Here is a 22,349-nt window from a genome sequence, read left to right as displayed (position 1 = left end):
CAGATGAGTCAATCCTATAAACAGGCCGGTGTCGATGTCGAAGCCGGTTATGAAGCTGTGGAACGGATGAAAAAGCATGTCAGCCGGACGATGCGCAGGGAAGTCATCGGCGGGCTCGGAGCCTTCGCCGGCTTGTTTGATATCAGCGGCATGACGTACAATCATCCGGTGCTTGTCACAGGGACCGACGGGGTGGGGACGAAGCTCAAACTGGCCTTCGAACTCGACCGACATGATACGATAGGAGTGGATGTCGTAGCGATGTGTGTCAATGATATTGCGGCTCAGGGCGCGGACCCGCTGCTTTTTCTCGATTATATCGCCTGTGGTAAGAATGATCCCGCCCGTATCGAGCAGATTGTCAAAGGCATTGCGGACGGCTGTGAACAGGCTGGTGCTGCCCTTGTAGGTGGAGAAACGGCAGAAATGCCGGGCATGTATGAGGAAGATGAATACGACCTGGCCGGTTTTGTCGTCGGTATGGCTGATAAGGACAAGTTGATTACTGGTGACTCTGTTCAGGAAGGGGACGTCATCATCGGCCTGCCTTCTTCAGGCATCCACTCCAACGGCTTTTCGCTTGTACGAAAACTCGTGGCCGACCTTGATTTGGAACAGGTGTATCCCGGCATGGAACAGCCCCTTGGTGAAGTGCTTTTAACACCGACCGTCATTTACGTCGATCCGGTCAAAAAACTTCGCGGAGCGGTCGAGGTCAAAGGACTGGCCCACGTTACCGGCGGCGGTTTTTATGAGAATCTCCCCCGCATGCTTCCGGAAGGGTTCGGAGCTGCTGTTGAACAGGGCAGCTGGGACGTCCCGCCTGTGTTCCGGTTCTTACAGGATCAGGGTTCCATCACGGAAGAAGAAATGTACGGGGTCTTCAATATGGGCATCGGGATGGCAGCGGTCATCAGCGGAGAAGAAGTGGAACAGGCGTTATCGGCCTGTCCTGAAGCAGCGGTCATTGGACGTGTCACTCGTGACCAGGGGGTGCAGCTCTTATGAAGCAGCTGGCGATATTTGCTTCCGGTACCGGCTCCAATTTCGATGCTATTGTGAAGGCCATTGATGAAGGAAGCCTCGATGCCCGCGTCGCGCTGCTCGTTTGTGACCGGGTCGGGGCAGCTGTGATTGAAAAGGCGCAGCGGCATGAAATCGATACCGTCGTGTATACACCGAAGCTTTTTTCAGATAAAGCTGCCTACGAGGCGGCGATTCTCGAGGACCTGCGCTCCAGGAATGTGGATTGGATTGTTCTTGCTGGTTATATGCGTCTGATCGGACCGACCCTGCTTGCTCCTTATGAAGGAAGAATTCTGAACATACATCCGTCCCTTCTTCCCGCCTTTCCTGGGAAAGATGCAGTGGGACAGGCGCTCGACAAACAGGTGAAGGTGACGGGGGTAACGGTCCATTTTGTCGACGATGGCATGGACACCGGCCCGATTATTGCCCAGGAACCTGTCCATATCCATAGAGATGACAGCAAAGAAGACGTCCAGCGCCGCATCCAGACCGTTGAGCACCGCCTTTATCCAGAAGTCATCCAGTCTTTACTACCCAAGGAGGAATACAAATGAAAAAACGTGCACTGTTGAGCGTATCCGATAAACAGGGATTAACAGACTTCGCCCGCCGTCTGAATGAGCTGGGTTATGAGCTCGTTTCTACGGGCGGAACAAAACGCACCATTGAAGAAGCGGGCATTCCGGTACTTTCGATTTCTGAGGTGACCGATTTTCCGGAAATTATGGATGGCCGTGTCAAAACGCTGCATCCATCTGTCCACGGAGGTCTGCTTGCCAAGCGGTCCAACAAAGAGCATATGGAACAGCTGGATGAACTCGATATCCAGACGATTGACCTTGTAGCGGTGAACCTCTACCCATTTAAAGAGACGATTGCTAAACAAGGGGTGACGGAAGCGGAAGCGATTGAAAACGTCGATATCGGCGGGCCGACAATGCTGCGGGCAGCGGCGAAAAGCTTTGAAGATGTAGCGGTCGTAGTCGATCCTTCCGATTACGGAACAGTCATCGAAGGCTTGAACGAGGGAGAGCTTTCCTATGAAGAACGCCGCCGCCTGGCTGCGAAGGTGTTCCGCCATACCGCCAATTATGACGCGGTGATTGCCGGTTACTTCTCTGATCTGACCGAAGAAGCCTATCCAGAGACGTATACCGTTACATATGAAAAAGTCCAGTCACTCCGCTACGGGGAGAACCCGCATCAGAGTGCTGCTTTTTATAAGAAAGCAGCCGTGGAGGGGACGTCCCTCGCAGAAGCGGAGCAGCTGAACGGCAAGGAGCTTTCCTATAATAATATCCAGGATGCCAATGCGGCGCTTGAAGTCGTTCTTGAATTCAATGAGCCTGCGGCTGTCGCTGTGAAGCACATGAATCCTTGCGGCGTCGGCGTCGGCGGAAACCTGTATGATGCCTACGTGAAAGCCTATGAAGGAGATCCCGTGTCCATTTTTGGAGGGATTGTCGCCCTGAACAGGGAAGTGGACAAAGAGACAGCCGCCAAGCTGAAGGAGATTTTCCTCGAAATCATCATCGCTCCAGCCTTCAGCCAGGAAGCGCTCGACATTCTTACAAAGAAAAAGAATCTGCGTTTACTCAAGGTGGATATGAAGAAATCCGACCGTCCTTCCCATAAGCTGACGACCGTTAACGGCGGACTGCTTGTCCAGGATACGGACGAAGGATCCCTGGATCAAGTGGACTTGGAAGTGGCGACCGAACGCGCGCCTTCCCAGCAGGAAATGGAAGATCTGAAGCTGGGCTGGAAAGTTGTGAAGCACGTCAAATCCAACGCGATCATCGTAGCCAAAGGGGACCGCACCCTCGGTGTCGGGGCCGGACAGATGAACCGGGTTGGTGCAGCCAAAATCGCTCTTGAGCAGGCCGGTGAGAAAGCTGAAGGAAGTATTCTTGCCTCCGACGCCTTTTTCCCAATGCCGGATACGGTTGAAACGGCCGCGGCTGCTGGAGTTACAGCCATCATCCAGCCGGGTGGGTCGAAACGCGATCAGGATTCGATCGATGCCTGTAATAAGCACGGCATTTCCATGGTCTTTACGAAAATGCGTCACTTTAAGCATTAAATAAAGAAAGGATGAAGGATGATGAACGTTTTAGTAATTGGGCGCGGCGGCCGGGAACACAGCCTTATCCAGAAGCTTGCCGAAAGTGACCAGGTGGAGGGGTTATTTGCTGCTCCCGGAAACGCCGGCATGACTGAACAGGCCGAGTGCGTCACTATTGATGAAGGAAATCATGAAGCGCTCGTGGCGTTTGCGGAGGAAAAGGACGTCGGGCTGACGATCATCGGCCCGGAAGATCCGCTTGCAGACGGTCTGGCTGATGCGTTCACAAAGGCGGGGCTGCCTGTTTTTGCCCCGAGCGGCCGGGCGGCTCTTATTGAAGGGAGCAAGCGTTTTGCCAAGCAGCTCATGAAAAAATACGACATCCCGACGGCTGATTATGAAGCCTTTACGGATGCGGACGAGGCGAAAGCGTATATCGCTGAAAAAGGCGCACCGATCGTCGTCAAAGCCGACGGTCTTGCTGCCGGCAAAGGGGTCGTTGTAGCAGAAACCGTCAAAGAAGCAGACAAGGCGGTGGAGGAAATGCTCGGAGACGGCCGCTTCGGGGAAGCGGGTCACGAGGTAGTGATCGAGGAATTCCTGGATGGGGATGAGTTTTCCTTAATGGCCTTCGTCCGTGGGGGGAATGTGTATCCTATGGTTCCGGCGCGCGACCATAAGCGTGCCTTTGAAGGGGATCAAGGTCCGAATACCGGTGGAATGGGCGCGTATGCTCCTGTACCGACTCTGTCCCATGACTCTTATGATGCGGCCCTTGAAACGATTGTCCGTCCAGCCGCCAAAGCGATGGTAGAGGAAGGCCGTTCCTTCACGGGGATTTTATATGCCGGTCTGATTGAAACGAACGAAGGTCCAAAGGTGATTGAATTCAATGCCCGTTTCGGTGATCCGGAAACACAGGTGGTTCTGCCGCTGTTGGAAAACGACCTCCTGCAGGTCCTTCTGGATGTTCTGGCCGGAAAGGATCCGGAACTTACCTGGAAGAACCAGTCCTGTGCCGGGGTAGTGGTCGCATCTAAAGGATATCCGGGAGCCTATGAAAAAGGCCGCCTTCTTCCAGAATTGAAAGCGGATGAGGATACCTTTTTTGTTCATGCGGGGACCGCTCTCGATGAAAAAGGGTATGTATCAAACGGGGGCCGGGTTCTTCTTGCCGGCAGTCTCGGTGAACATACCGAAGAAGCGCTAAACAACGCCTACCGCTCTCTTCAAGTATTCGATACGTTTGATGACTTTTTCTACCGCCGTGACATCGGCCGGTCAACTCTTTTTTCTGCGGGAACGAAGAAACACCGCTCCTAACGCGGCAATCGTCCCGATGATTGTAAGAATGACAAAACCGACATCAGTCACATATTCTAAAAAGTACACATCATTTCATCCTTTATGAACAGGAGCGGGGCATTCCCCCGCTCTTTTTGTTATCCTGCAGTTTTTTCTGTCTGTTCCTCTTTTTTTCTTTTATACCGGCTGAAAAGATAGAGAAGAGGCAGGAACATCATAAGCTTTTCCACCTTTTCAGGAGTCGTTCTAGAGGTTCTGCGGCCATGCTTCTTCCTTTCCATCTGTCTCTACGGCCGCTTCTTCGTATAAAGCGGTGAGAGGACAGAAGCGCACGATGCCCTCCGCAATTTTCAGGGAAGCCATCATGATCAGAAACGGATGGGAGGAGGACTCCTCATTCCGCGCTCCGCGGATCGTCAAATACGTAAGCATGCTGAAGCCTGCTGTAATCCGGATCATGCTGTTGATCAGGCTGATATTCGGTTTCATAACAGGTTCCTCCTTAGCAGATTGGAATATCCTGTGTTACGATAGAACATAATGAAATCAGGGAGGTACGCTCCATGAACGAAACACGCTTTCGCTGGCGCAACCGTCAGCTGCGGAAACATGCAGCTGTCATGGACGGTAAAGTCGCGCCGACGAAACTGATTACCAATACAACCTACTTGAACGTGTATTTAAAACAGTGGATGACCGGTCATATCTGGATTTATGAAGACCGCATCATTTATACGGGTCAGGAGCTTCCTGCCCATACAGAAGGAACGGAAATGATTGATGGCAGGGACAGCTGGATTGTCCCGGGTTATATTGAACCGCATGCCCATCCATTCCAGTTATATAATCCCCAGAGCCTTGGAGAATATGCAGCGGCCACGGGAACGACAACGCTCATTAATGACAACTTGATGTGGCTTTTTTTAACAGACAAAGAGAAAGCGTTTTCTCTGCTTGAAGAGTTTATGAACCTGCCTGCTTCAATGTACTGGTGGGCGCGTTTTGATCCCCAGTCCGTATTGAAGGATGATGACAGAGAGGCGTTTGATGAGCAGATCGAATCGTGGATTGAGCACGACGCCGTCATTCAGGGCGGGGAGCTGACGGCCTGGCCGGATGTCTTATATAACGGGGACGAACAGATTCTTCATTGGATGCAGCAAACGAAACGGTCCCGCAAGCCGCTGGAAGCCCATCTGCCCGGCGCATCGGAGAAAACACTCGTAAAAATGCGTCTGCTCGGCATGGATTCCGAGCACGAGTCGATGACAGCAGAGGATGTGCTGAGTCGTCTCGCCATCGGTTATCAGACAGGGCTCCGTTACTCTTCGATCCGCCCTGATCTGCCGGATATTTTACAGGGGCTTATGGAAAAAGGGCACCAGCACTTCGACCATATGATGTATACGACGGATGGGTCTACGCCTGGCTTTTATCGTGAAGGACTGATCAATCAATGCATTCAGATTGCTCTCGATGCCGGTGTACCCGATATTGATGCCTATATGATGGCCACGTACAATTCCGCCCGTCATTTTACGATTGAGAACCGTGTCGGCAGTCTGAATGCCGGACGGGTCGCTCACTTGAACTTCTTATCAAGTCCAGATAATCCGACGCCTCATTCTGTTCTTGCTAAAGGTGAATGGGTGAAAAAGGATGGACAGGCTGTAGAAGCACCGTCCCAGGTGGAATGGAAGAAAAACGGGATTGATCAGCTGGCCCTGAACTGGGAGCTGACCGAACAAGATCTGCAGTTCTCCATGCCGGTCGGTCTGGAAATGATCAACGACGTCATCATGAAGCCTTATGCAGTAGATACCGACACGGGCGTGGAACGGCTGCCGGAGGATCATTCCGAAGGATTTCTCATGCTGATGGACCGTGAAGGCGAATGGAAGGTCAACACGTTGATCAAAGGTTTCACGACCTCACTCGGGGCCCTTGTCAGTTCATACAGCAGTACAGGGGACATTGTCCTGACCGGAAAATCGAAAGCTGATATGCAGACCGCCTTTGCCCGGATGAAAGATATCGGTGGCGGCGTTGTGCTTGTCGACAAAGGGGAAGTCATCTTTGAACTGGCTCTTCCACTCGGTGGAGTCATGTCCGACGAGCCGATGAATACACTGATGGAAGAAGAGGAAACGTTGAAAAACCATTTGAAAGCCTATGGATTTGCCTTCTCAGATCCGGTCTATACGCTCTTATTTCTGTCTTCCACGCATCTTCCATTTATCCGGATCACACCACTTGGAATCATCGATGTGAAAAAGAAAGAGGTACTCTTTCCTTCGATAATGCGTTAAAATATAAGTGGGAATGATCTAAAGGACGTGCATCTATGAAAAAGCTGCTGCTTATCTGTCTGCTTGCCGCCGGTCTTACTGCCTGCCAATCGACGGGAGAGACTCCCGGGGAAAAAGCAGCAGAAATCCCAGCCCCTGCCGGGGATGTTTTTCCTTTAACAGGGGAATCCACTGCAGGGAAGGAAAACGGGCGTGCGCTTGGTGTGATGGTTAATAACCATCCCGAAGCCCGGCCCCAGTCCGGTCTCAGTCATGCGGATCTCGTCTATGAGGTGCTTGCTGAAGGACAGATCACCCGTTTTCTCGCTTTGTTCCATAGTGACATTCCTGATACAATCGGGCCGGTGCGAAGCGCCCGTCCATACTATTTTGAGCTGGCCTATGGATATGACGCTCTTTACGCCTATCACGGAGCGTCCCATTCCATATATCAGCAGCTTGCTGACAGCAGCATGGACGCTGTGGATGGTGCTGTTTATGACAATAATGGCTGGCTGTTCCGCCGGTCCCCGGACCGTTCCGCCCCGCATAATTCCTACCTTTGGACAGAAGGTCTGGATCGTGTGGTCGAGGAAAATGACTGGGTGGATACGGCCCCGCCGAACCCTCTGCTGTTTAAGGATGGACGCCCGGACGGCCGTCCTGCTGAAGATGTCGTCATTACCTACGGCAGCAGGACACAAGTTCACTGGCAGTATTCCGACGAGGGGTTTCTCCGTTTCAGTGACGGGAATCCGTCCGTGGATCGTTTAACGATGGAACAGATCGCTGCCGATAACGTATGGATTATAGAGGCCCGCCACCAAATCATCGATAAAGCCGGACGGCGTGAGGTTGATCTTACCTCCGGCGGCCGCAGCTACCTTTTGCAGAAAGGGACGATGAAAGAGGTGGAGTGGAGAAATACAGACGGACGGCTGCTCCCATATGAAGGGGGAGAACAGGTGCCGTTCGTCCCGGGAAATACATGGGTGAACATTATACCTGAATCCGCAGCGGTTCAATTTTGAGGAGGAATCCGAATGCAAATCGATAAATTGCGCGGAAAAACGCTGGATCAGCTTTTTGAAGCGATTCTTTCATTACAGGACATTGAAGAGTGCTATGAATTTTTCGATGATCTGGCAACGATGAATGAGGTGCAGTCGCTGGCTCAGCGTCTGGAAGTGGCCCGCATGCTGAGAGATGGCTACACTTATCATAAAATTGAAACGGAAACTGGAGCTTCGACGGCGACGATTTCCCGTGTGAAGCGCTGCTTGAACTACGGCAACGACGCGTATACAAAAGCGCTCGACCGTGTCCATGAAAAACGTACAGAATAGAGAAAAGACTGCCGTTACGGCAGTCTTTTTTAGCGGGTAGAAAAAACTAGTGTTTTTCAACATTCAGGAACGGATTTTTGCTTCATAGAAAATGATCCTTTCTTTTTGCTCATTATGTGGCTGTCACGTGGAGCGTTCGGTGGTGACGCCTGCGGGAACAGCACGAGCTGAAGATCCACTTGGTCAAGCGATCTTCTTGACCAAGTTAGCTGAGGCCGTGCCCGCGGCAAGCATCCACCGATAAGCGGAACGTGACCAGTCATAGGACATCAGAAGAAAGTTAAGGCATCTTTTTTTCGTCTTCTAAAAACGGTGGTCGCGCATAGACTAGGGTGAGGGGGACGGGCCGGTGAAAGAGATGGTGAAGAAAGGAATCATGATCGTTGCTGGAAGCTTGATTCTTTCGCTTGGCATCAACTTTTTTCTTATTCCCGACCATGTTCTCGACGGCGGTATCATCGGTATCGGTATGATCGCCAATTACATATGGGGGATGAAAGTGGGGCTGACGATTATCTGCTTCAGCATCCCGATTTTCACCCTTGCCTGGTTTCATTTCCGCATGTACTTTTACAACAGCCTGCACGGCCTGCTGGTTTCCTCGTTTTCCATTGATGTGCTTCAGGGGCTGCGCGCCTATCACCTGCCGCTCGATCCTGCTGTCAGCTCTATCATCGGCGGGGCTCTTGTCGGCGGCGGCATCGGTTTGATGCTCCGGCATCATACGAGCACTGGAGGGACGGACCTGTTGGCGCAGATGATTGCCGATTGGATGAAGGTGAACGTTGGATTCGTTATTCTGGCCATTGACGCGGTTATTATCGGGGCAGGGGGGCTCCTGTTTTCGATGGAAACCCTGCTTCTTTCTGCGATTACGATTTTGAGTGTGGGTCTTGTGACGATGACCTTCACCTCCTCCCGTCTCCTTCCCGAACACCCTGCTTCTTGAATATGTAAGGCGGCCGAGAATAATCCCGGCCGTCTTTTTCGTTGTGTCGAGCAGACTTTTCCCGCTTTCTTTCACAGAATATTTACACTCTGAGGGAAACCCTCAACCCGGTGAGAAAATTTTGTTATAATCGACTAATGGATAACTGTTGTTTTGGAGGCCGGAAATGTACAATATAAGCAAGTGGGATCATGTGTTTAAACTGGATCCAAATAAAACGATTTCGGAAGAAGACTTAAAAGACATCTGCACATCTGGTACGGATGCTGTCATGATCGGCGGTACCGATGGCGTAACCTTTGAAAATGTCACCGATCTCCAGGAACGGGTGGAGGCGTATGACGTCACCTGTGTGCTGGAAGTGTCCGATGTTGAAGCAGTGGCTCCGGATTTTGACGCTTATTTCATTCCGATGGTGCTGAACAGCGGAGATAAAAAGTGGATGCTTGATGTGCAGCATCAAGCAGTCAAAGAATACAGCGATATGATCAACTGGACGGATATGCTGACAGAAGGGTACTGTGTCCTTAACCCCGAGGCTAAAGTGTTTCAAAAAACGTCCTGTTCTCTGCCGGATCAAGCGGACGTGCTGGCATATGCCCGGATGGCCGAGCATCTTTTCCGCCTCCCGGTTTTTTATATGGAATACAGCGGGACCTACGGTGATTCAGCTCTTGTAAAGCAAGTGGCGGATGCGCTGGAGGAAACGACGCTCGTCTACGGCGGCGGCATCCGGACGATGCAGCAGGCTTCGGAAATGGCAGCCGCCGCAGACGTCGTCGTCGTTGGAAATGTCATCTATGACGATATACAAGTGGCTCTTCAAACGGTGGAAGCAGTCAAATCAACAAAGAAGAAGGATGGTGGACGTTCATGACTCAGGCGTTGAATGCTTTGATTCAAGGTTTGAATACAGAACAGCGCAATGCGGTAACCCATACAGAAGGCCCGCTGCTTATTATGGCAGGTGCCGGAAGTGGTAAGACACGGGTGCTGACCCACCGGATTGCCTACTTACTCAGTGAAAAAGATGTAGCGCCCCGCAACATTCTGGCGATTACATTTACAAACAAAGCCGCACGCGAAATGAAAGAGCGTGTGGAATCTCTTGTCGGAAATGACGGCGAAAAGATATGGATGTCGACGTTCCACTCGATGTGTGTCCGTATTTTAAGGCGGGACATCGACCGGATCGGCTATGACCGCAATTTCTCTATTCTGGACTCCAGTGACCAGCTTTCTGTCATCAAACAGGTGCTGAAGGAACTGAACCTTGATCCGAAAAAGTGGGATCCGCGGGCGATGCTCGGAGCGATCAGTAATTCGAAAAACGAACTCATGACAGCGGAAGATTATGCCAAGCAGGCCGGCAGTACGCATGAGGAGCAGGTGGCGGAAGTGTATAAAGGCTACCAGAAAAAACTGCGAAAAAACCAGTCGCTCGATTTTGACGATTTGATCATGCAGACGCTCCGTTTGTTTGATGAAGTGCCGGAAGTGCTGGAAACCTATCAGCGCCGCTTCCAATACATCCACGTTGATGAGTATCAGGATACGAACCATGCGCAGTATCAGCTCGTCAAGCATCTGGCGAGCCGGTATCAGAACCTGTGCGTTGTCGGGGATTCCGACCAGTCGATCTATGCCTGGCGCGGAGCGGATATTCAAAACATCCTAAACTTTGAAAGTGATTATCCGAATGCACGGACGATTCTCCTGGAGCAGAATTACCGTTCCACAGAATTGATTCTCGATGCGGCCAACAATGTTATTGATAAAAACTCCGGCCGGAAACCGAAGCGCCTTTGGACCGACAATAAAGGCGGCGAAAAAATCCATTATCACCAGGCCGGCACAGAGCGTGAGGAAGCTCTTTTCGTTACGGATAAAATCGGCGACCTCGTAAGGCAGGGGAAATTCCGTTATCAGGATACGGCGATCCTGTACCGGACGAATGCCCAGTCGCGTACGATCGAGGAAACATTCGTCAAAGCAGGCATCCCATATCAGATGATCGGCGGTACGAAGTTCTACGACCGTAAGGAAATCAAGGACCTCCTTGCCTATCTGCGTCTCATTGCCAACCCGAATGATGATCTCAGCTTTCAGCGTGTCGTCAATGAGCCGAAGCGCGGGGTAGGGAAGACGAGTATGGACAAAATGATGGCTTATGCGGCCGATCACGATATTTCGCTGTATGAAGCAGCAGCGGAAGTCGACTTTGTCGGCGTCAGCGCGAAAGCGGCCAAGGCGATCATGAGCTTCCGTAAAATGGTCCAGAACTGGAGCGAGCAGCAGGAGTTTCTATCAGCGACCGATATGGTCCAGCAGGTCATCGATAAAACCGGCTATGAAGAGATGCTTATGAACGAGAAAAGCATTGAAGCTCAGAGCCGTCTGGAAAACATTGAGGAATTCAAATCCGTAACGAAGAACTTTGAAGAAAACGCTGAAGATAAAACATTAGTGGCTTTCTTAACGGATCTTGCGTTGATTGCGGATATCGATTCCATGAATGAGGACCCTAGTAGTGATGATACCGTCACGCTTATGACGCTTCACTCCGCAAAGGGGCTGGAGTTTCCCGTCGTCTTTCTCATCGGTATGGAGGAGAATGTCTTCCCGCACAGCCGTGCGTTAATGGATGAGGAGGAAATGGAAGAAGAACGCCGCCTCGCTTACGTGGGAATTACCCGTGCTGAGAAGCAGCTGTTTTTGACCCATGCGAAAATGCGTACGTTGTATGGACGGACAAACATGAACCCGATCAGCCGGTTTATCCATGAAATTCCGGAAGAGCTGGTCGACGGACGTGAGCAGAAGGAAGAACTGCCGTTTTTCAACAAGAAGCGTGAAACGGCCCCGTTCGGCAGGCAGACCCAGGAGCCGCCGAAGCGTTCGGCCAAGAAGCCGAAGAAGAAGGAATCGACCGGAGGCGAGAAGATCGGCTGGCAGCCTGGAGATAAAGCGACACACAAAAAATGGGGAACCGGCACCGTCGTCAAAGTGCAGGGTGAGGGAGACGCGCTTGAACTCGATATCGCATTCCCGGCACCGACAGGCATCAAACGGCTGCTTGCCCGATATGCTCCGATTACGAAAGCGTAAGGAAGTGAATGAGTATGAACGCAAGTGAAGCGCAGCAGAGGATCGAGGCACTCCGACAGGAACTGGAGCAGTACAGCTATCAATACCATACGCTCGATGATCCGTCGGTCTCTGACTACGAATATGATAAAAAAATGCAGGAGCTGATGAACCTGGAGGAGGAATTCCCGGAGCTGCAGACTCCGGATTCTCCTTCCCAGCGTGTCGGTGGTAAACCTCTCGATGCCTTCGTGAAGGTGCAGCATGATATTCCGATGCTCAGCCTCGGCAACGCTTTTAACGAGGAGGAGCTCCGGGATTTTGACCGCCGTGTGAAAAACGGCACAGACGCAGAGGTAAGCTATGTATGCGAATTGAAAATCGACGGACTCGCCGTTTCTCTGAAATATGAAGATGGTGTGTTTGTTCGTGGGGCGACACGAGGCGATGGAACGACAGGCGAAGACATTACGAAGAACCTGCGGACCATCCGCAGCATTCCACTCCGTCTGAAGGAACCGGTCACCCTTGAGGTGCGCGGGGAGGCGTATATGCCGAAGCGCTCGTTTGTAAGCTTGAATGAAGCGAAGGAAGCCGGCGGGGAAGAGCCGTTTGCCAACCCGCGTAATGCCGCAGCCGGTTCGCTCCGTCAGCTGGATCCGAAAATTGCCGCGAAACGGAACCTTGATATTTTCCTATACGGCATTGGTGTCTGGGAGGATGATCCGACAGACGCGCACAGTGACCGGCTGGAACGCATGAAAGAACTGGGGCTGAAAACCAACCCGGAATGGCAGAAGTGTACCAATATCGATGAAGTGATCGACTATGTGAACAGCTGGGTCGAACGCCGTCCGGATCTCGACTATGAAATTGACGGCATCGTCATCAAAGTGGACCGCCTTGATCAGCAGGAGGCGCTCGGCTTTACGGCTAAAAGCCCTCGTTGGGCGACAGCGTTCAAATTCCCGGCTGAAGAAGCCGTTACAAAACTTACCGATATCGAATTAAGCGTTGGACGAACCGGGGCTGTTACACCGACGGCGATTCTTGAACCCGTCAAAGTTGCCGGAACGACCGTGCAGCGGGCCTCTCTCCACAACGAGGATCTTATCCGTGAAAAGGACATCCGCATCGGGGATACCGTCGTCATTAAAAAAGCCGGCGATATTATTCCGGAAGTTGTCCGGGTACTGACCGATCAGCGCACAGGAGAAGAGGAGCCGTATTACATGCCGGAAACGTGTCCGGAATGCGGAAGCGAACTTGTCCGGATTGAAGAAGAAGTCGCTCTCAGATGCATCAACCCGAACTGTCCGGCCCAGCTTCGGGAAGGACTGATCCACTTTGTCTCCCGGACGGCGATGGACATTGAAGGCCTCGGTGAAAAAGTCATCGCCCAGCTGTTTCAGGAGAACCTGATCCATAATATTGCCGACTTGTACAAGCTGGATCGTGAAGAACTGCTGCAGCTGGACCGTATGGGGGAAAAGTCGGTGGAAAACCTGCTGCATGCCATCGAAGCGTCCAAGGAGAACTCCCTGGAGCGTCTGCTGTTTGGTCTTGGCGTCCGATACGTCGGTTCCAAAGCAGCGAGTACGCTTGCGCAGCACTTTGAGCATATGGATGCGCTGAAGCAGGCAGATACAGAAACGCTTGAGGCTGTTCCTGAAATTGGAAGCAAAATGGCCGATTCGATTGCCAGCTATTTTGACAAGCCGCAGGTCAACGAACTGTTGGACGAGCTGAAGTCACTCGGTTTGAACATGGAATACCTCGGTGCGAAGAAGAGTGATCAGCCGGAGGATTCGCCGTTCAAGGATAAGACGATTGTCCTGACAGGTAAAATGGAACACTTCAGCCGTTCGGAAGCGAAGAAAATTGTCGAAGAGCTTGGCGGAAAAGTGACGGGGAGCGTCAGTGCCAAGACCGATCTCCTGATTGCCGGCGAGGATGCCGGATCGAAATACAAGAAGGCGGCAGATCTCGGTGTTGAAATCTGGGATGAAGAGCAGTTTAGAGAAGCTTTAAACAATTAGGGAGTGGAAAGCATGAGGAAGATGCACGCACTGTTACTTAGTTCGGTGCTTTTCGTGAGCGCGTGTACGCCTGTTTTTGATAATAGAGAGGAAGTCATACAGGAAACAACCGATGAGAACAATAACCAATCGGCCATCGTTCCCAACTATACGATGTCTGAGACGGATTACCGGATGATTTTGACCGAAAGCAGTCCGAAGGTGTCATCCGCCCGTGGAGTCACCACGAACCAGATGGGCAACCGGCTCGATATCGATGAATTCGAGAGCGGCCTGCGCCGTCATTCCAAGGAATACTATGATCCGGAGGACTACTTTTTCCAGCCCGGCCAGTATTTGTCGGACGGTACGCTTTTCAACTGGCTTTCCCGTGAGAGCGACGCTGAAGGTGGACTGAACCCGGAGCTCAATGAAGATGAGGCATCTGAAGAAGAATTCCGTGACAGTCCGAAATATATTTCCAATATCGTCGAACAGGATTACTTAGTGAAGAAGGAAGAAAACGTCGTAGAATTGAAAGGCCTCACCATTGGTATTTCTCTCCGGACGGTGTACAATTTCCAGACACCGGACGGGAAGAATTACTCAGAAAACCATTCGACGGACGAGCTTCTGACAAAAGGGAAGCAGTATGCCGAGGAGATTCTTAAGCGTATCCGCGAACGTGAGGAATTGAAGGATGTACCGGTTGTATTCGCTTTATATGAAGAAGAAGAAGCCAGCTCGAAAGTACCGGGCAACTTCCTGAGCAAGGGATATGTGAAAGAATCATCCAATTCCATTGGCGGCTGGGACAGCATTGACGAGAAGCACGTGCTTTTCCCATCCAGTGAAGCGGAAACGGATCATTTTGATGATTCCCAGGTATTTTCGGACTTCAGAAAGGAAGTGTCCGATTACTTTCCGAACTTCGTCGGTATGATTGGAAATGGTTTTTACGTAAACAATGACCTGCGGGAGGTTACGATTGAAATTCCGATTGAGTTCCAGTCCCAGTCCGAGGTTGTTGGTTTTACCCAGTATGTCTACAGTCTCGTCGTTGAAATGTTCCCGGACCACTATGGTGTGCAGGTGAACATTCACAGCATGGACGAGCCGGAAAGCCTGATTGTTAAAAACGCAGGGGAAAAAGAACCGTTTGTGCATGTCTATAAATAAAAGGAAGCCGTACCCTGATTTTCAGGGTACGGCTTTCTTCACTTATGAAGGGTTGACGGCGACGCTCCGCTTATCGGTGGATGCTTGCCGCGGGCGCGATCTCAGCTAACTTGGTCAGAAAAACCATCTGATCAAGTGGATCTTCGGTACGTGCTGTTCCCTCAGGTGTCACCACCGAACGCTCCTCGTGCCCTTGCTGCATGGAGATGTAAGATCCTGAAAACGTTCGTGCACGGAAATAGAATGGTCTGCGATTCTGGAAAAATACCAGGTTTTCAACAAACTGAAACCGTACCCTGTAAATGGAGGTATGGTTATTTAATGACCTTGGTCGGTTTTTCTGGTTCTTTAGTCATTTTTCCTTGAGGGTTGAACCCGTTTCCATGTCCCGGGAAAAGGATTTCATCTTTGCTGTGATGCGGGGGCAGGGTCTAAAGAACTGCTGCCGGATACTAGTTGAAAGAAAGCTTCTCTCCCTATAAGATAAGCTCGGAGATTTTAAGAGAGAGGTTTGAAGTATATGTCTACACGCCAACGAATTACAGCTTTGACAGGTGCGGTCGTCCTCATTCTGTCCCTGGTCATTTATATGCTGACGGTGTCGCCGGCCGAGCAGATCAGTGAAAAGGAGGAGGCGGCTGAACGGGAGGAGATCTCTTATGATCAGTCGCTCCGTCCCCAATACCATTATACGCCGGCGGAAAACTGGATGAACGATCCGAACGGAATGGTGTATTACGAAGGCGAATACCATTTGTTCTATCAATACAATCCGGACGGGGATCAGTTTGGAAATATGAGCTGGGGACATGCAGTCAGTGAGGATCTCGTTCACTGGGAGGAACAGGAGGTGGCGCTTACGCCTGATGAGCATGGCATGATCTTCTCAGGGAGTATCATGGCCGACAAAGAGAATAAAAGTGGACTCTTCCCAGGTGAAGAAGGGGGTCTGATCGCCTTTTATACGAGTGCCGGTAATGTTCAGGATCAACGGATCGCCTATAGTACGGACAGCGGAAGGACGTGGAAGAAGCACGAAGGAAACCCGGTCGTACCGAATCCCGGCATCGAGGACTTCCGTGATCCCAAGGTTATCTGGCATGAGCAGTCAGGAAAATACATCATGCTGCTGGCCGCAGGAAAAAAGGTAATGTTCTATGGATCGGAGAATCTGGTGGATTGGGAATACTTAAGTGAGTTCGGCGATACAGGAGCCCAGGGAGGGGTCTGGGAAACGCCTGAACTCTTTGAACTTCCAGTAGATGGAGATGAGGAAGATACCCGCTGGGTGCTGCAGGTAGATATGAATCCGGGCAGTATCGCCGGCGGTTCAGGCGGCCAGTATTTTCTCGGGGATTTTGACGGTGCTGTATTTACAAGACAGGAGAAGTCCAATGACATCAACTGGGTGGATTATGGGACGGACTTTTATGCAGCCCAGGCCTTTAACGGCATGGATGATCGTGTGGTATGGATGGCTTGGATGAGTAACTGGACGTATGCCTCCAGCCTTCCAACCGACCCGTGGCGGGGAGCGATGTCGCTTCCGAGGGAGGTCACTCTTCAAAAAGACAACAACGGAGAAGTGCAGCTGATCCAGCAGCCCGCCGATGAACTGAAAGATCATCGTGGAGAGCTTTTATATGAAGCCGCTGGTATCGAGCTGGAGGGTTCAGAGACGATTGATGGTTTTGAAGAAGAAACCTATGAGATTACAGCGGAAATGGAACCTGGATCCTCTGGGGAATTCGGATTCCGCATTCGATATTCCCCGGATATGCAGGAAGAAACCATAGTCGGATATGATACGAAAAACGACGTCGTATTCACCGATCGTCTGAACTCAGGAAAAACCGATTTCCACGATTCGTTTGCTGGTGTCTACCGGGCGCCTTCCCGATTAGAGGATGGCACCGTTAAACTGCACATCTTCGTAGACCGGTCCTCTGTGGAGGTGTTTGCGAATGATGGACAGCAGGTCTTAACGACGAGGATTTTCCCATTCCCTGAAAGCAGTGGACTTGAAATCTACAGCAAAGAAGGGGATGTGAACATCAAATCGCTCCAAATTTACGACCGACCTTCAGCGTGGTAACCGGTGACGTCCGGCTTATCAATGCTTCCCTGCCTAACCGGTCCTGGTGAACGGTACAGGGAAAGCATGACCTGACAACAAAGAAAAAGCTTGTAGAGAAACCCCTGTTTCTTTACAAGCTTTTTTCTTTCTTACCGCCAGGAGCGTAAGCCCCTTCCCTTTCCGCGGACGAGCTCCCGAGCTTCCTCGCAAAACCCACGCTCGGTGATCTCGGCCCACTCGTTCTTCCGCAGGAGTGGAAGGGGCACCGCTCCTTGTTAGTTCTTTAAAATCGAAAAAGACTCCCCTTCACCCCGCTCACCCTTGCTGGATGGCGGGCAGTCTTTTTCATATTCCGGCAGGCAGCCGTCATCAGCGCCTCTTCTTTCCCTTTTTCTTTTGCAAGCGTCAATAGCGCAGCCCATGCCGTTCTTTGGAATCTGCGAACCTGAGCAGGGTACAATCCCTCTTCGATATATGCTAACGTCGGCACGAGGAGCGTTAGGTGGTGATGCCTGCGGGAACAGCACGGGCCGAAGATCCACTTGGGCAGGCGATCTTCCTGACCAAGTTAGCTGAGGCCGTGCCCGCGGCATTCATCCACCGATAAGCGGAAAGTGACCCTGCAAATGGACCACTCTAACTGGTTAACACAGGTTTTTTATGCTGTATAACGGAAGGAATTTAGAAAGATCAAAGAGGGAACGGAAGCAGGAAGTACGATGCTCAGGGAATTTGAGAATGTTTAACCGGCCCGGGATTTAGAGGGGAATAGAACGGGATATTCCGTTTGAATAAGGGATACAGGTACGGTAGAATAAATGTGGATGTGCTAATTGTAGTAATTTTTAGAAAATTAAATGTACACCCATTTACTCTCAAGGAGGCGTTTTTTATGGTGGTCCCTTACAAACATGAACCATTCACAGATTTCGCGCTGGAAGAAAATCGAAAAGCCATGGAGACTGCATTGAAGCAGGTGGAGGCAGACCTTGGAAAAGATTATCCGTTAATCATCGGCGGGGAGCGGGTAATGACCGACGAGAAGATCGAAGTCGTCAACCCAGCCAATAAAAAGGAAGTGATCGGCCGAGTGTCGAAAGCCAATCAGGACCTGGCGGAAAAAGCCCATCAGGTGGCTGATGAGACGTTTGAGTGGTGGCGGAAGACGAAGGCGTCGTACCGCGCGGATATTCTTTTCCGGGCTGCGGCCATTGTCCGCCGCCGGAAGCACGAATTTTCAGCCCACCTCGTCAAAGAGGGCGGGAAACCGTGGAAGGAAGCCGATGCGGATACAGCCGAGGCAATTGACTTTCTGGAGTATTATGGGCGTCAAATGCTTGAAATAGATAAGGGGATCGACGTGAACTCCCGTCCGATTGAAAACAACAGGTTCCATTACATACCCCTCGGCGTCGGTGTCGTCATTTCCCCGTGGAACTTCCTGTTCGCCATCATGTGTGGAACGACGGTCGCGGCGATGGTTTCCGGCAATACCGTCTTATTGAAGCCGGCCAGTGCGACACCGATCATTGCCTATAAGATGATGGAGGTTCTAGAGGAAGCCGGGCTTCCGGACGGCGTCATCAATTATATTCCAGGAAGCGGGAAGGAAGTCGGCGATTATCTTGTCGATCATCCACGTACACGCTTCATCAGCTTCACGGGGTCCCGTGAAGTGGGCACCCGTTTGTTTGAGAGGGCCGCGAAAGTTCATAAGGGACAGAAGTGGTTGAAGCGGACGATTATTGAGATGGGCGGAAAAGATACCATTGTCGTCGATAAGGATGCGGACCTGGAACTGGCCGCAGATGCGATTACGTATTCTGCCTTCGGTTTTTCCGGCCAGAAATGCTCGGCGTGTTCCCGTGTCGTTGCTCATGAGGATATTTACGATCAGCTGCTTGACCGCGTTGTTCAAAAGACGAAGGAGGACGTGAGCTGGGGCGATCCATCCGATAACAGCCGCTATATGGGACCAGTCATCGACCAGGGTGCCTTTGACAAGATTATGAGCTACATCGATCTCGGAAAAAGTGAAGGACGATTAATGACCGGAGGAAAAGGGGATGACAGTAAAGGATGGTTTATAGCGCCGACTGTTTTTGCCGATCTTGCTCCAGATGCACGGATTATGCAGGAGGAGATATTCGGTCCTGTTGTCGGCTTTACGAAAGCGCAGAATTTTGATGAAGCCATCGAGATCGCAAACCAGACGGATTACGGTCTGACGGGGGCAGTTATTACGAACAACCGCGATCATATTGAAAAAGCACGGGAAGACTTCCACGTCGGTAACCTGTATTTCAACCGTGGATGTACAGCGGCGATCGTCGGTTATCATCCATTTGGTGGTTTCAACATGTCCGGAACCGACTCGAAAGCGGGTGGACCGGATTACCTGCTTCAGCACATGCAGGGAAAAACGTCGTCTGAGATGCTGTGAACCACAGGACGGCCCCCTTCTGTTATCGATCATAAGAGGAGGGGTTTTTTTATAAATAGAAGGTACATACTAAAGTAGCAGAGAAAAGGGGATAATTCCCTATTTTAACCAAAGAGGTGAAATTTTTTTGAAGAAATTTTGTGAATGAATATCATCAAAACATCGTATATACGTATCTTTATGCGGTATTTGCGGATATTTATTCAAATAGGTAAAAATATGTAAATTTTTGCAATGTTCAGTCAAAAGTTATATGATATAGTTGTATCCGTGTTTGGTTTTCCTGAGTTTCTGTGACTCAGGAACCAGAAGTCGGTACAAATGCATAACACTGTATATGACAAGCCTTGAAGGAGGTGAACCACTTGTTTGAGCTCGCGACTGCAGCATCAGCATCCATCGCCGGGGCGACCTGGTTCTGGTTGTTTGTCCCAATGCCAATACTAATTATTCTATCACTTATTTCCCTATTCACTGAGAGGAGCGAATAACAAACCATGAGTACTGCAACGTTAATAACGTTTATTATTTACTTAATCGGTATGCTGGGTATCGGATTTGCCGCATATCGTCTGACATCTGATTTGTCCGATTACGTCTTAGGCGGTCGTCGTTTAGGACCAGGAGTAGCCGCACTATCCGCCGGTGCCTCTGATATGAGTGGCTGGCTGCTGTTAGGTCTGCCGGGTGCGATTTATGCTTCCGGATTGTCTGAAGCTTGGATCGGTGTGGGTCTGGCTATCGGTGCCTACTTGAACTGGCAGTTTGTCGCGCGTCGTCTTCGTGTATTTACAGAGGTTGCGAATGACTCGATTACTGTTCCTGACTATCTTGAGAACCGTTTCCGTGACAACTCCCACGTGCTGCGTGTTATATCTGCATTTGTCATTCTATTATTTTTCACCTTCTATACTTCCTCCGGTATGGTCGCCGGTGCGAAGCTGTTTGAAGCTTCATTTGCCTTAAGCTATACACAGGCTTTATGGCTCGGTGCGATCGTCACAATCTCTTATACGTTCCTTGGAGGCTTCCTGGCAGTAAGCTGGACAGACTTCGTCCAGGGAATTCTGATGTTCCTTGCGCTTATCGCTGTGCCGATTGTGGCTGTATCTGAGCTTGGTGGATGGAACGCAGCGACAGACGCTGTTGCCCAGATTGATCCATCCCACTTGAACATGGTGCAGGGTGTCGGTGCTCTGGCTATCATTTCCTCCCTAGCCTGGGGACTTGGTTACTTCGGTCAGCCGCACATTCTTGTCCGCTTTATGGCGCTTCGTTCACCTAAAGATGTACCGAAAGCCCGCCTGATTGGAATCGGTTGGATGGTCCTTGGTCTTTACGGTGCCATTTTCACCGGTTTGTTCGGACTTGCCTACATCAACACAGCTGATGTGGCGGACTTGTCCACGTTCAATGCTGAAGTCATTACTGAAGGCGGCATCCAGATGCTTGCCGACTCTGAGAAGATCTTCATTACGTTCTCACAAATTCTGTTCCACCCGATCATCGCGGGTATTCTATTGGCAGCCATCTTGTCTGCAATCATGAGTACGATTGATTCTCAGCTTCTTGTATCTTCTTCTGCACTGGCAGAGGACTTCTACAAGGCATTGTTCCGTAAGAACGCTACAGAAAAAGAATTGGTATGGGTCGGACGTGTTGCCGTAGCCGGTATCGCTCTGATTGCCGTGCTTCTTGCCGGTAACCCGGACAGTACTGTTCTTGGCCTTGTATCCTATGCATGGGCTGGCTTCGGTGCCGCTTTCGGTCCGATCATCATCCTGTCCTTGTTCTGGAAAGGCATCACCCGTAACGGGGCGCTCGCCGGTATTATCGTCGGTGCCGTCACTGTTGTTATCTGGGGTGACTTCCTGAGCGGCGGTATCTTCGATCTTTATGAGATTGTACCAGGATTCCTGTTGAGCACCCTTGCTACGGTGATTGTCAGTCTGATGGGTACACCGCCGAAAGAAATCGTTGAAGAATTCAATGAAGCAGCGAGACGCTGAGCTTCTAGTATCATCATCCCCGGTCACTGGACCGGGGATTTTTTATGTTTGAACAGCTCCATAAAAGAGGGGATGCCTCCCATCCTGGTGTTCAATTTTCTGTCAGAAACGGCGGTCAATTTCCATCCGCACGGAAAAAGACAGGGGACGGTGGATATGTTAAGATAGAAAAGGTGTGTTACGTACGTTGAAAATGGATTCTTAAATTTGGTATGATCATATATTATGTGAGATCGAAATGGAGGTCGCATTATGTCCAGAATCAGTAAAGATGAAGTGAAGCACGTCGCGAATCTTGCGCGTCTTGCGATCACGGATGAAGAAGCAGCAACATTCACGAAGCAGCTGGATGACATCATTACGTATGCCGAACAGCTGAATGAGCTCGATACAACAGGCGTTGAGCCGACAACCCACGTCCTTGACCTTAAAAACGTTATGCGTAAGGACGAGCCGAAGAAGTGGATCACTCAGGATGATGCACTGAAAAATGCACCAGACAAACAGGACGGACAATTCAAAGTCCCATCCATTTTGGAATAAGGAGGTTCAAC

Annotated in this window: 18 protein-coding genes; 16 read left to right on the top strand and 2 right to left on the bottom strand. The window is 50.8% G+C overall.

The window, feature by feature from the left end; genetic code table 11:
* Positions 1-3: 3 nt before the first annotated feature.
* The 4 genes from purM to purD are packed head-to-tail and all read left to right on the top strand — an operon-like array spanning position 4 to position 4,417.
* The gene (gene purM, locus GLV97_RS06620; RefSeq protein WP_160889341.1) at positions 4-1,008 is read left to right on the top strand and encodes a phosphoribosylformylglycinamidine cyclo-ligase; all 1,005 of its coding nucleotides are present in this window, start codon (positions 4-6) and stop codon (positions 1,006-1,008) included.
* Positions 1,005-1,583, top strand: coding sequence for a phosphoribosylglycinamide formyltransferase (purN, locus tag GLV97_RS06615; protein ID WP_160839245.1), 579 nt, complete (start codon positions 1,005-1,007; stop codon positions 1,581-1,583). The genes purM and purN overlap by 4 nt, the downstream gene beginning before the upstream one ends.
* Entirely contained in the window at positions 1,580-3,112 is a 1,533-nt protein-coding gene (gene purH, locus GLV97_RS06610) for a bifunctional phosphoribosylaminoimidazolecarboxamide formyltransferase/IMP cyclohydrolase (protein ID WP_160839243.1), read from the top strand. The genes purN and purH overlap by 4 nt, the downstream gene beginning before the upstream one ends.
* A 21-nt stretch (positions 3,113-3,133) precedes the next feature.
* Complete coding sequence (gene purD, locus GLV97_RS06605) at positions 3,134-4,417, top strand: phosphoribosylamine--glycine ligase (protein WP_160889340.1); 1,284 nt, start codon at positions 3,134-3,136, stop codon at positions 4,415-4,417.
* Here the strand turns inward: purD and GLV97_RS20320 are convergent.
* Both GLV97_RS20320 and GLV97_RS06600 read right to left on the bottom strand, forming a co-directional pair.
* Complete coding sequence (locus tag GLV97_RS20320; protein WP_224871459.1) at positions 4,376-4,468, bottom strand: EYxxD motif small membrane protein; 93 nt, start codon at positions 4,466-4,468, stop codon at positions 4,376-4,378. The genes purD and GLV97_RS20320 overlap by 42 nt on opposite strands.
* A gap of 177 nt (positions 4,469-4,645) precedes the next feature.
* Positions 4,646-4,888, bottom strand: coding sequence for a YgaP family membrane protein (locus GLV97_RS06600; RefSeq protein ID WP_160841328.1), 243 nt, complete (start codon positions 4,886-4,888; stop codon positions 4,646-4,648).
* Between the two features lie 74 nt (positions 4,889-4,962).
* Between GLV97_RS06600 and GLV97_RS06595 the strand changes: the two genes are divergently transcribed.
* From GLV97_RS06595 to gatC, 12 genes are all read left to right on the top strand, one after another.
* On the top strand, positions 4,963-6,708 hold the full coding sequence (locus GLV97_RS06595; RefSeq protein WP_160889339.1) for an adenine deaminase C-terminal domain-containing protein: 1,746 nt from the start codon (positions 4,963-4,965) through the stop codon (positions 6,706-6,708).
* Between the two features lie 35 nt (positions 6,709-6,743).
* Positions 6,744-7,718, top strand: coding sequence for a DUF3048 domain-containing protein (locus tag GLV97_RS06590; protein WP_160889338.1), 975 nt, complete (start codon positions 6,744-6,746; stop codon positions 7,716-7,718).
* 12 nt (positions 7,719-7,730) lie between these two features.
* On the top strand, positions 7,731-8,033 hold the full coding sequence (locus GLV97_RS06585) for a YerC/YecD family TrpR-related protein (protein WP_027955730.1): 303 nt from the start codon (positions 7,731-7,733) through the stop codon (positions 8,031-8,033).
* A gap of 358 nt (positions 8,034-8,391) precedes the next feature.
* On the top strand, positions 8,392-8,982 hold the full coding sequence (locus GLV97_RS06580; RefSeq protein ID WP_160839587.1) for a YitT family protein: 591 nt from the start codon (positions 8,392-8,394) through the stop codon (positions 8,980-8,982).
* A 166-nt stretch (positions 8,983-9,148) separates the two neighbouring features.
* A complete protein-coding gene (locus GLV97_RS06575) occupies positions 9,149-9,859 on the top strand; it encodes a heptaprenylglyceryl phosphate synthase (RefSeq protein ID WP_160839233.1) in 711 nt (236 codons plus the stop codon).
* Positions 9,856-12,090, top strand: coding sequence for a DNA helicase PcrA (gene pcrA, locus GLV97_RS06570; RefSeq protein WP_160839231.1), 2,235 nt, complete (start codon positions 9,856-9,858; stop codon positions 12,088-12,090). Before GLV97_RS06575 ends, pcrA begins: the two co-directional genes overlap by 4 nt.
* A gap of 14 nt (positions 12,091-12,104) precedes the next feature.
* Complete coding sequence (gene ligA, locus GLV97_RS06565; RefSeq protein WP_160839229.1) at positions 12,105-14,108, top strand: NAD-dependent DNA ligase LigA; 2,004 nt, start codon at positions 12,105-12,107, stop codon at positions 14,106-14,108.
* Positions 14,109-14,120: 12 nt separating this feature from the next.
* A complete protein-coding gene (locus GLV97_RS06560; RefSeq protein ID WP_160889337.1) occupies positions 14,121-15,266 on the top strand; it encodes a CamS family sex pheromone protein in 1,146 nt (381 codons plus the stop codon).
* 520 nt (positions 15,267-15,786) lie between these two features.
* Positions 15,787-17,361, top strand: coding sequence for a glycoside hydrolase family 32 protein (locus GLV97_RS06555; RefSeq protein WP_160889336.1), 1,575 nt, complete (start codon positions 15,787-15,789; stop codon positions 17,359-17,361).
* Positions 17,362-18,235: 874 nt separating this feature from the next.
* The gene (pruA, locus tag GLV97_RS06550; protein WP_160889335.1) at positions 18,236-19,786 is read left to right on the top strand and encodes an L-glutamate gamma-semialdehyde dehydrogenase; all 1,551 of its coding nucleotides are present in this window, start codon (positions 18,236-18,238) and stop codon (positions 19,784-19,786) included.
* A 497-nt stretch (positions 19,787-20,283) separates the two neighbouring features.
* Entirely contained in the window at positions 20,284-21,795 is a 1,512-nt protein-coding gene (putP, locus tag GLV97_RS06545; RefSeq protein ID WP_160839219.1) for a sodium/proline symporter PutP, read from the top strand.
* A gap of 252 nt (positions 21,796-22,047) precedes the next feature.
* Entirely contained in the window at positions 22,048-22,338 is a 291-nt protein-coding gene (gene gatC, locus GLV97_RS06540) for an Asp-tRNA(Asn)/Glu-tRNA(Gln) amidotransferase subunit GatC (protein WP_160839217.1), read from the top strand.
* Positions 22,339-22,349 lie beyond the last annotated feature (11 nt).

The organism is Halobacillus litoralis (assembly GCF_009856355.1).
GTDB lineage: Bacteria > Bacillota > Bacilli > Bacillales > Halobacillaceae > Halobacillus > Halobacillus litoralis_B.
Note: the sequence above shows the minus strand (reverse complement) of the source record. Positions and strands in the feature narration are given on the sequence as shown.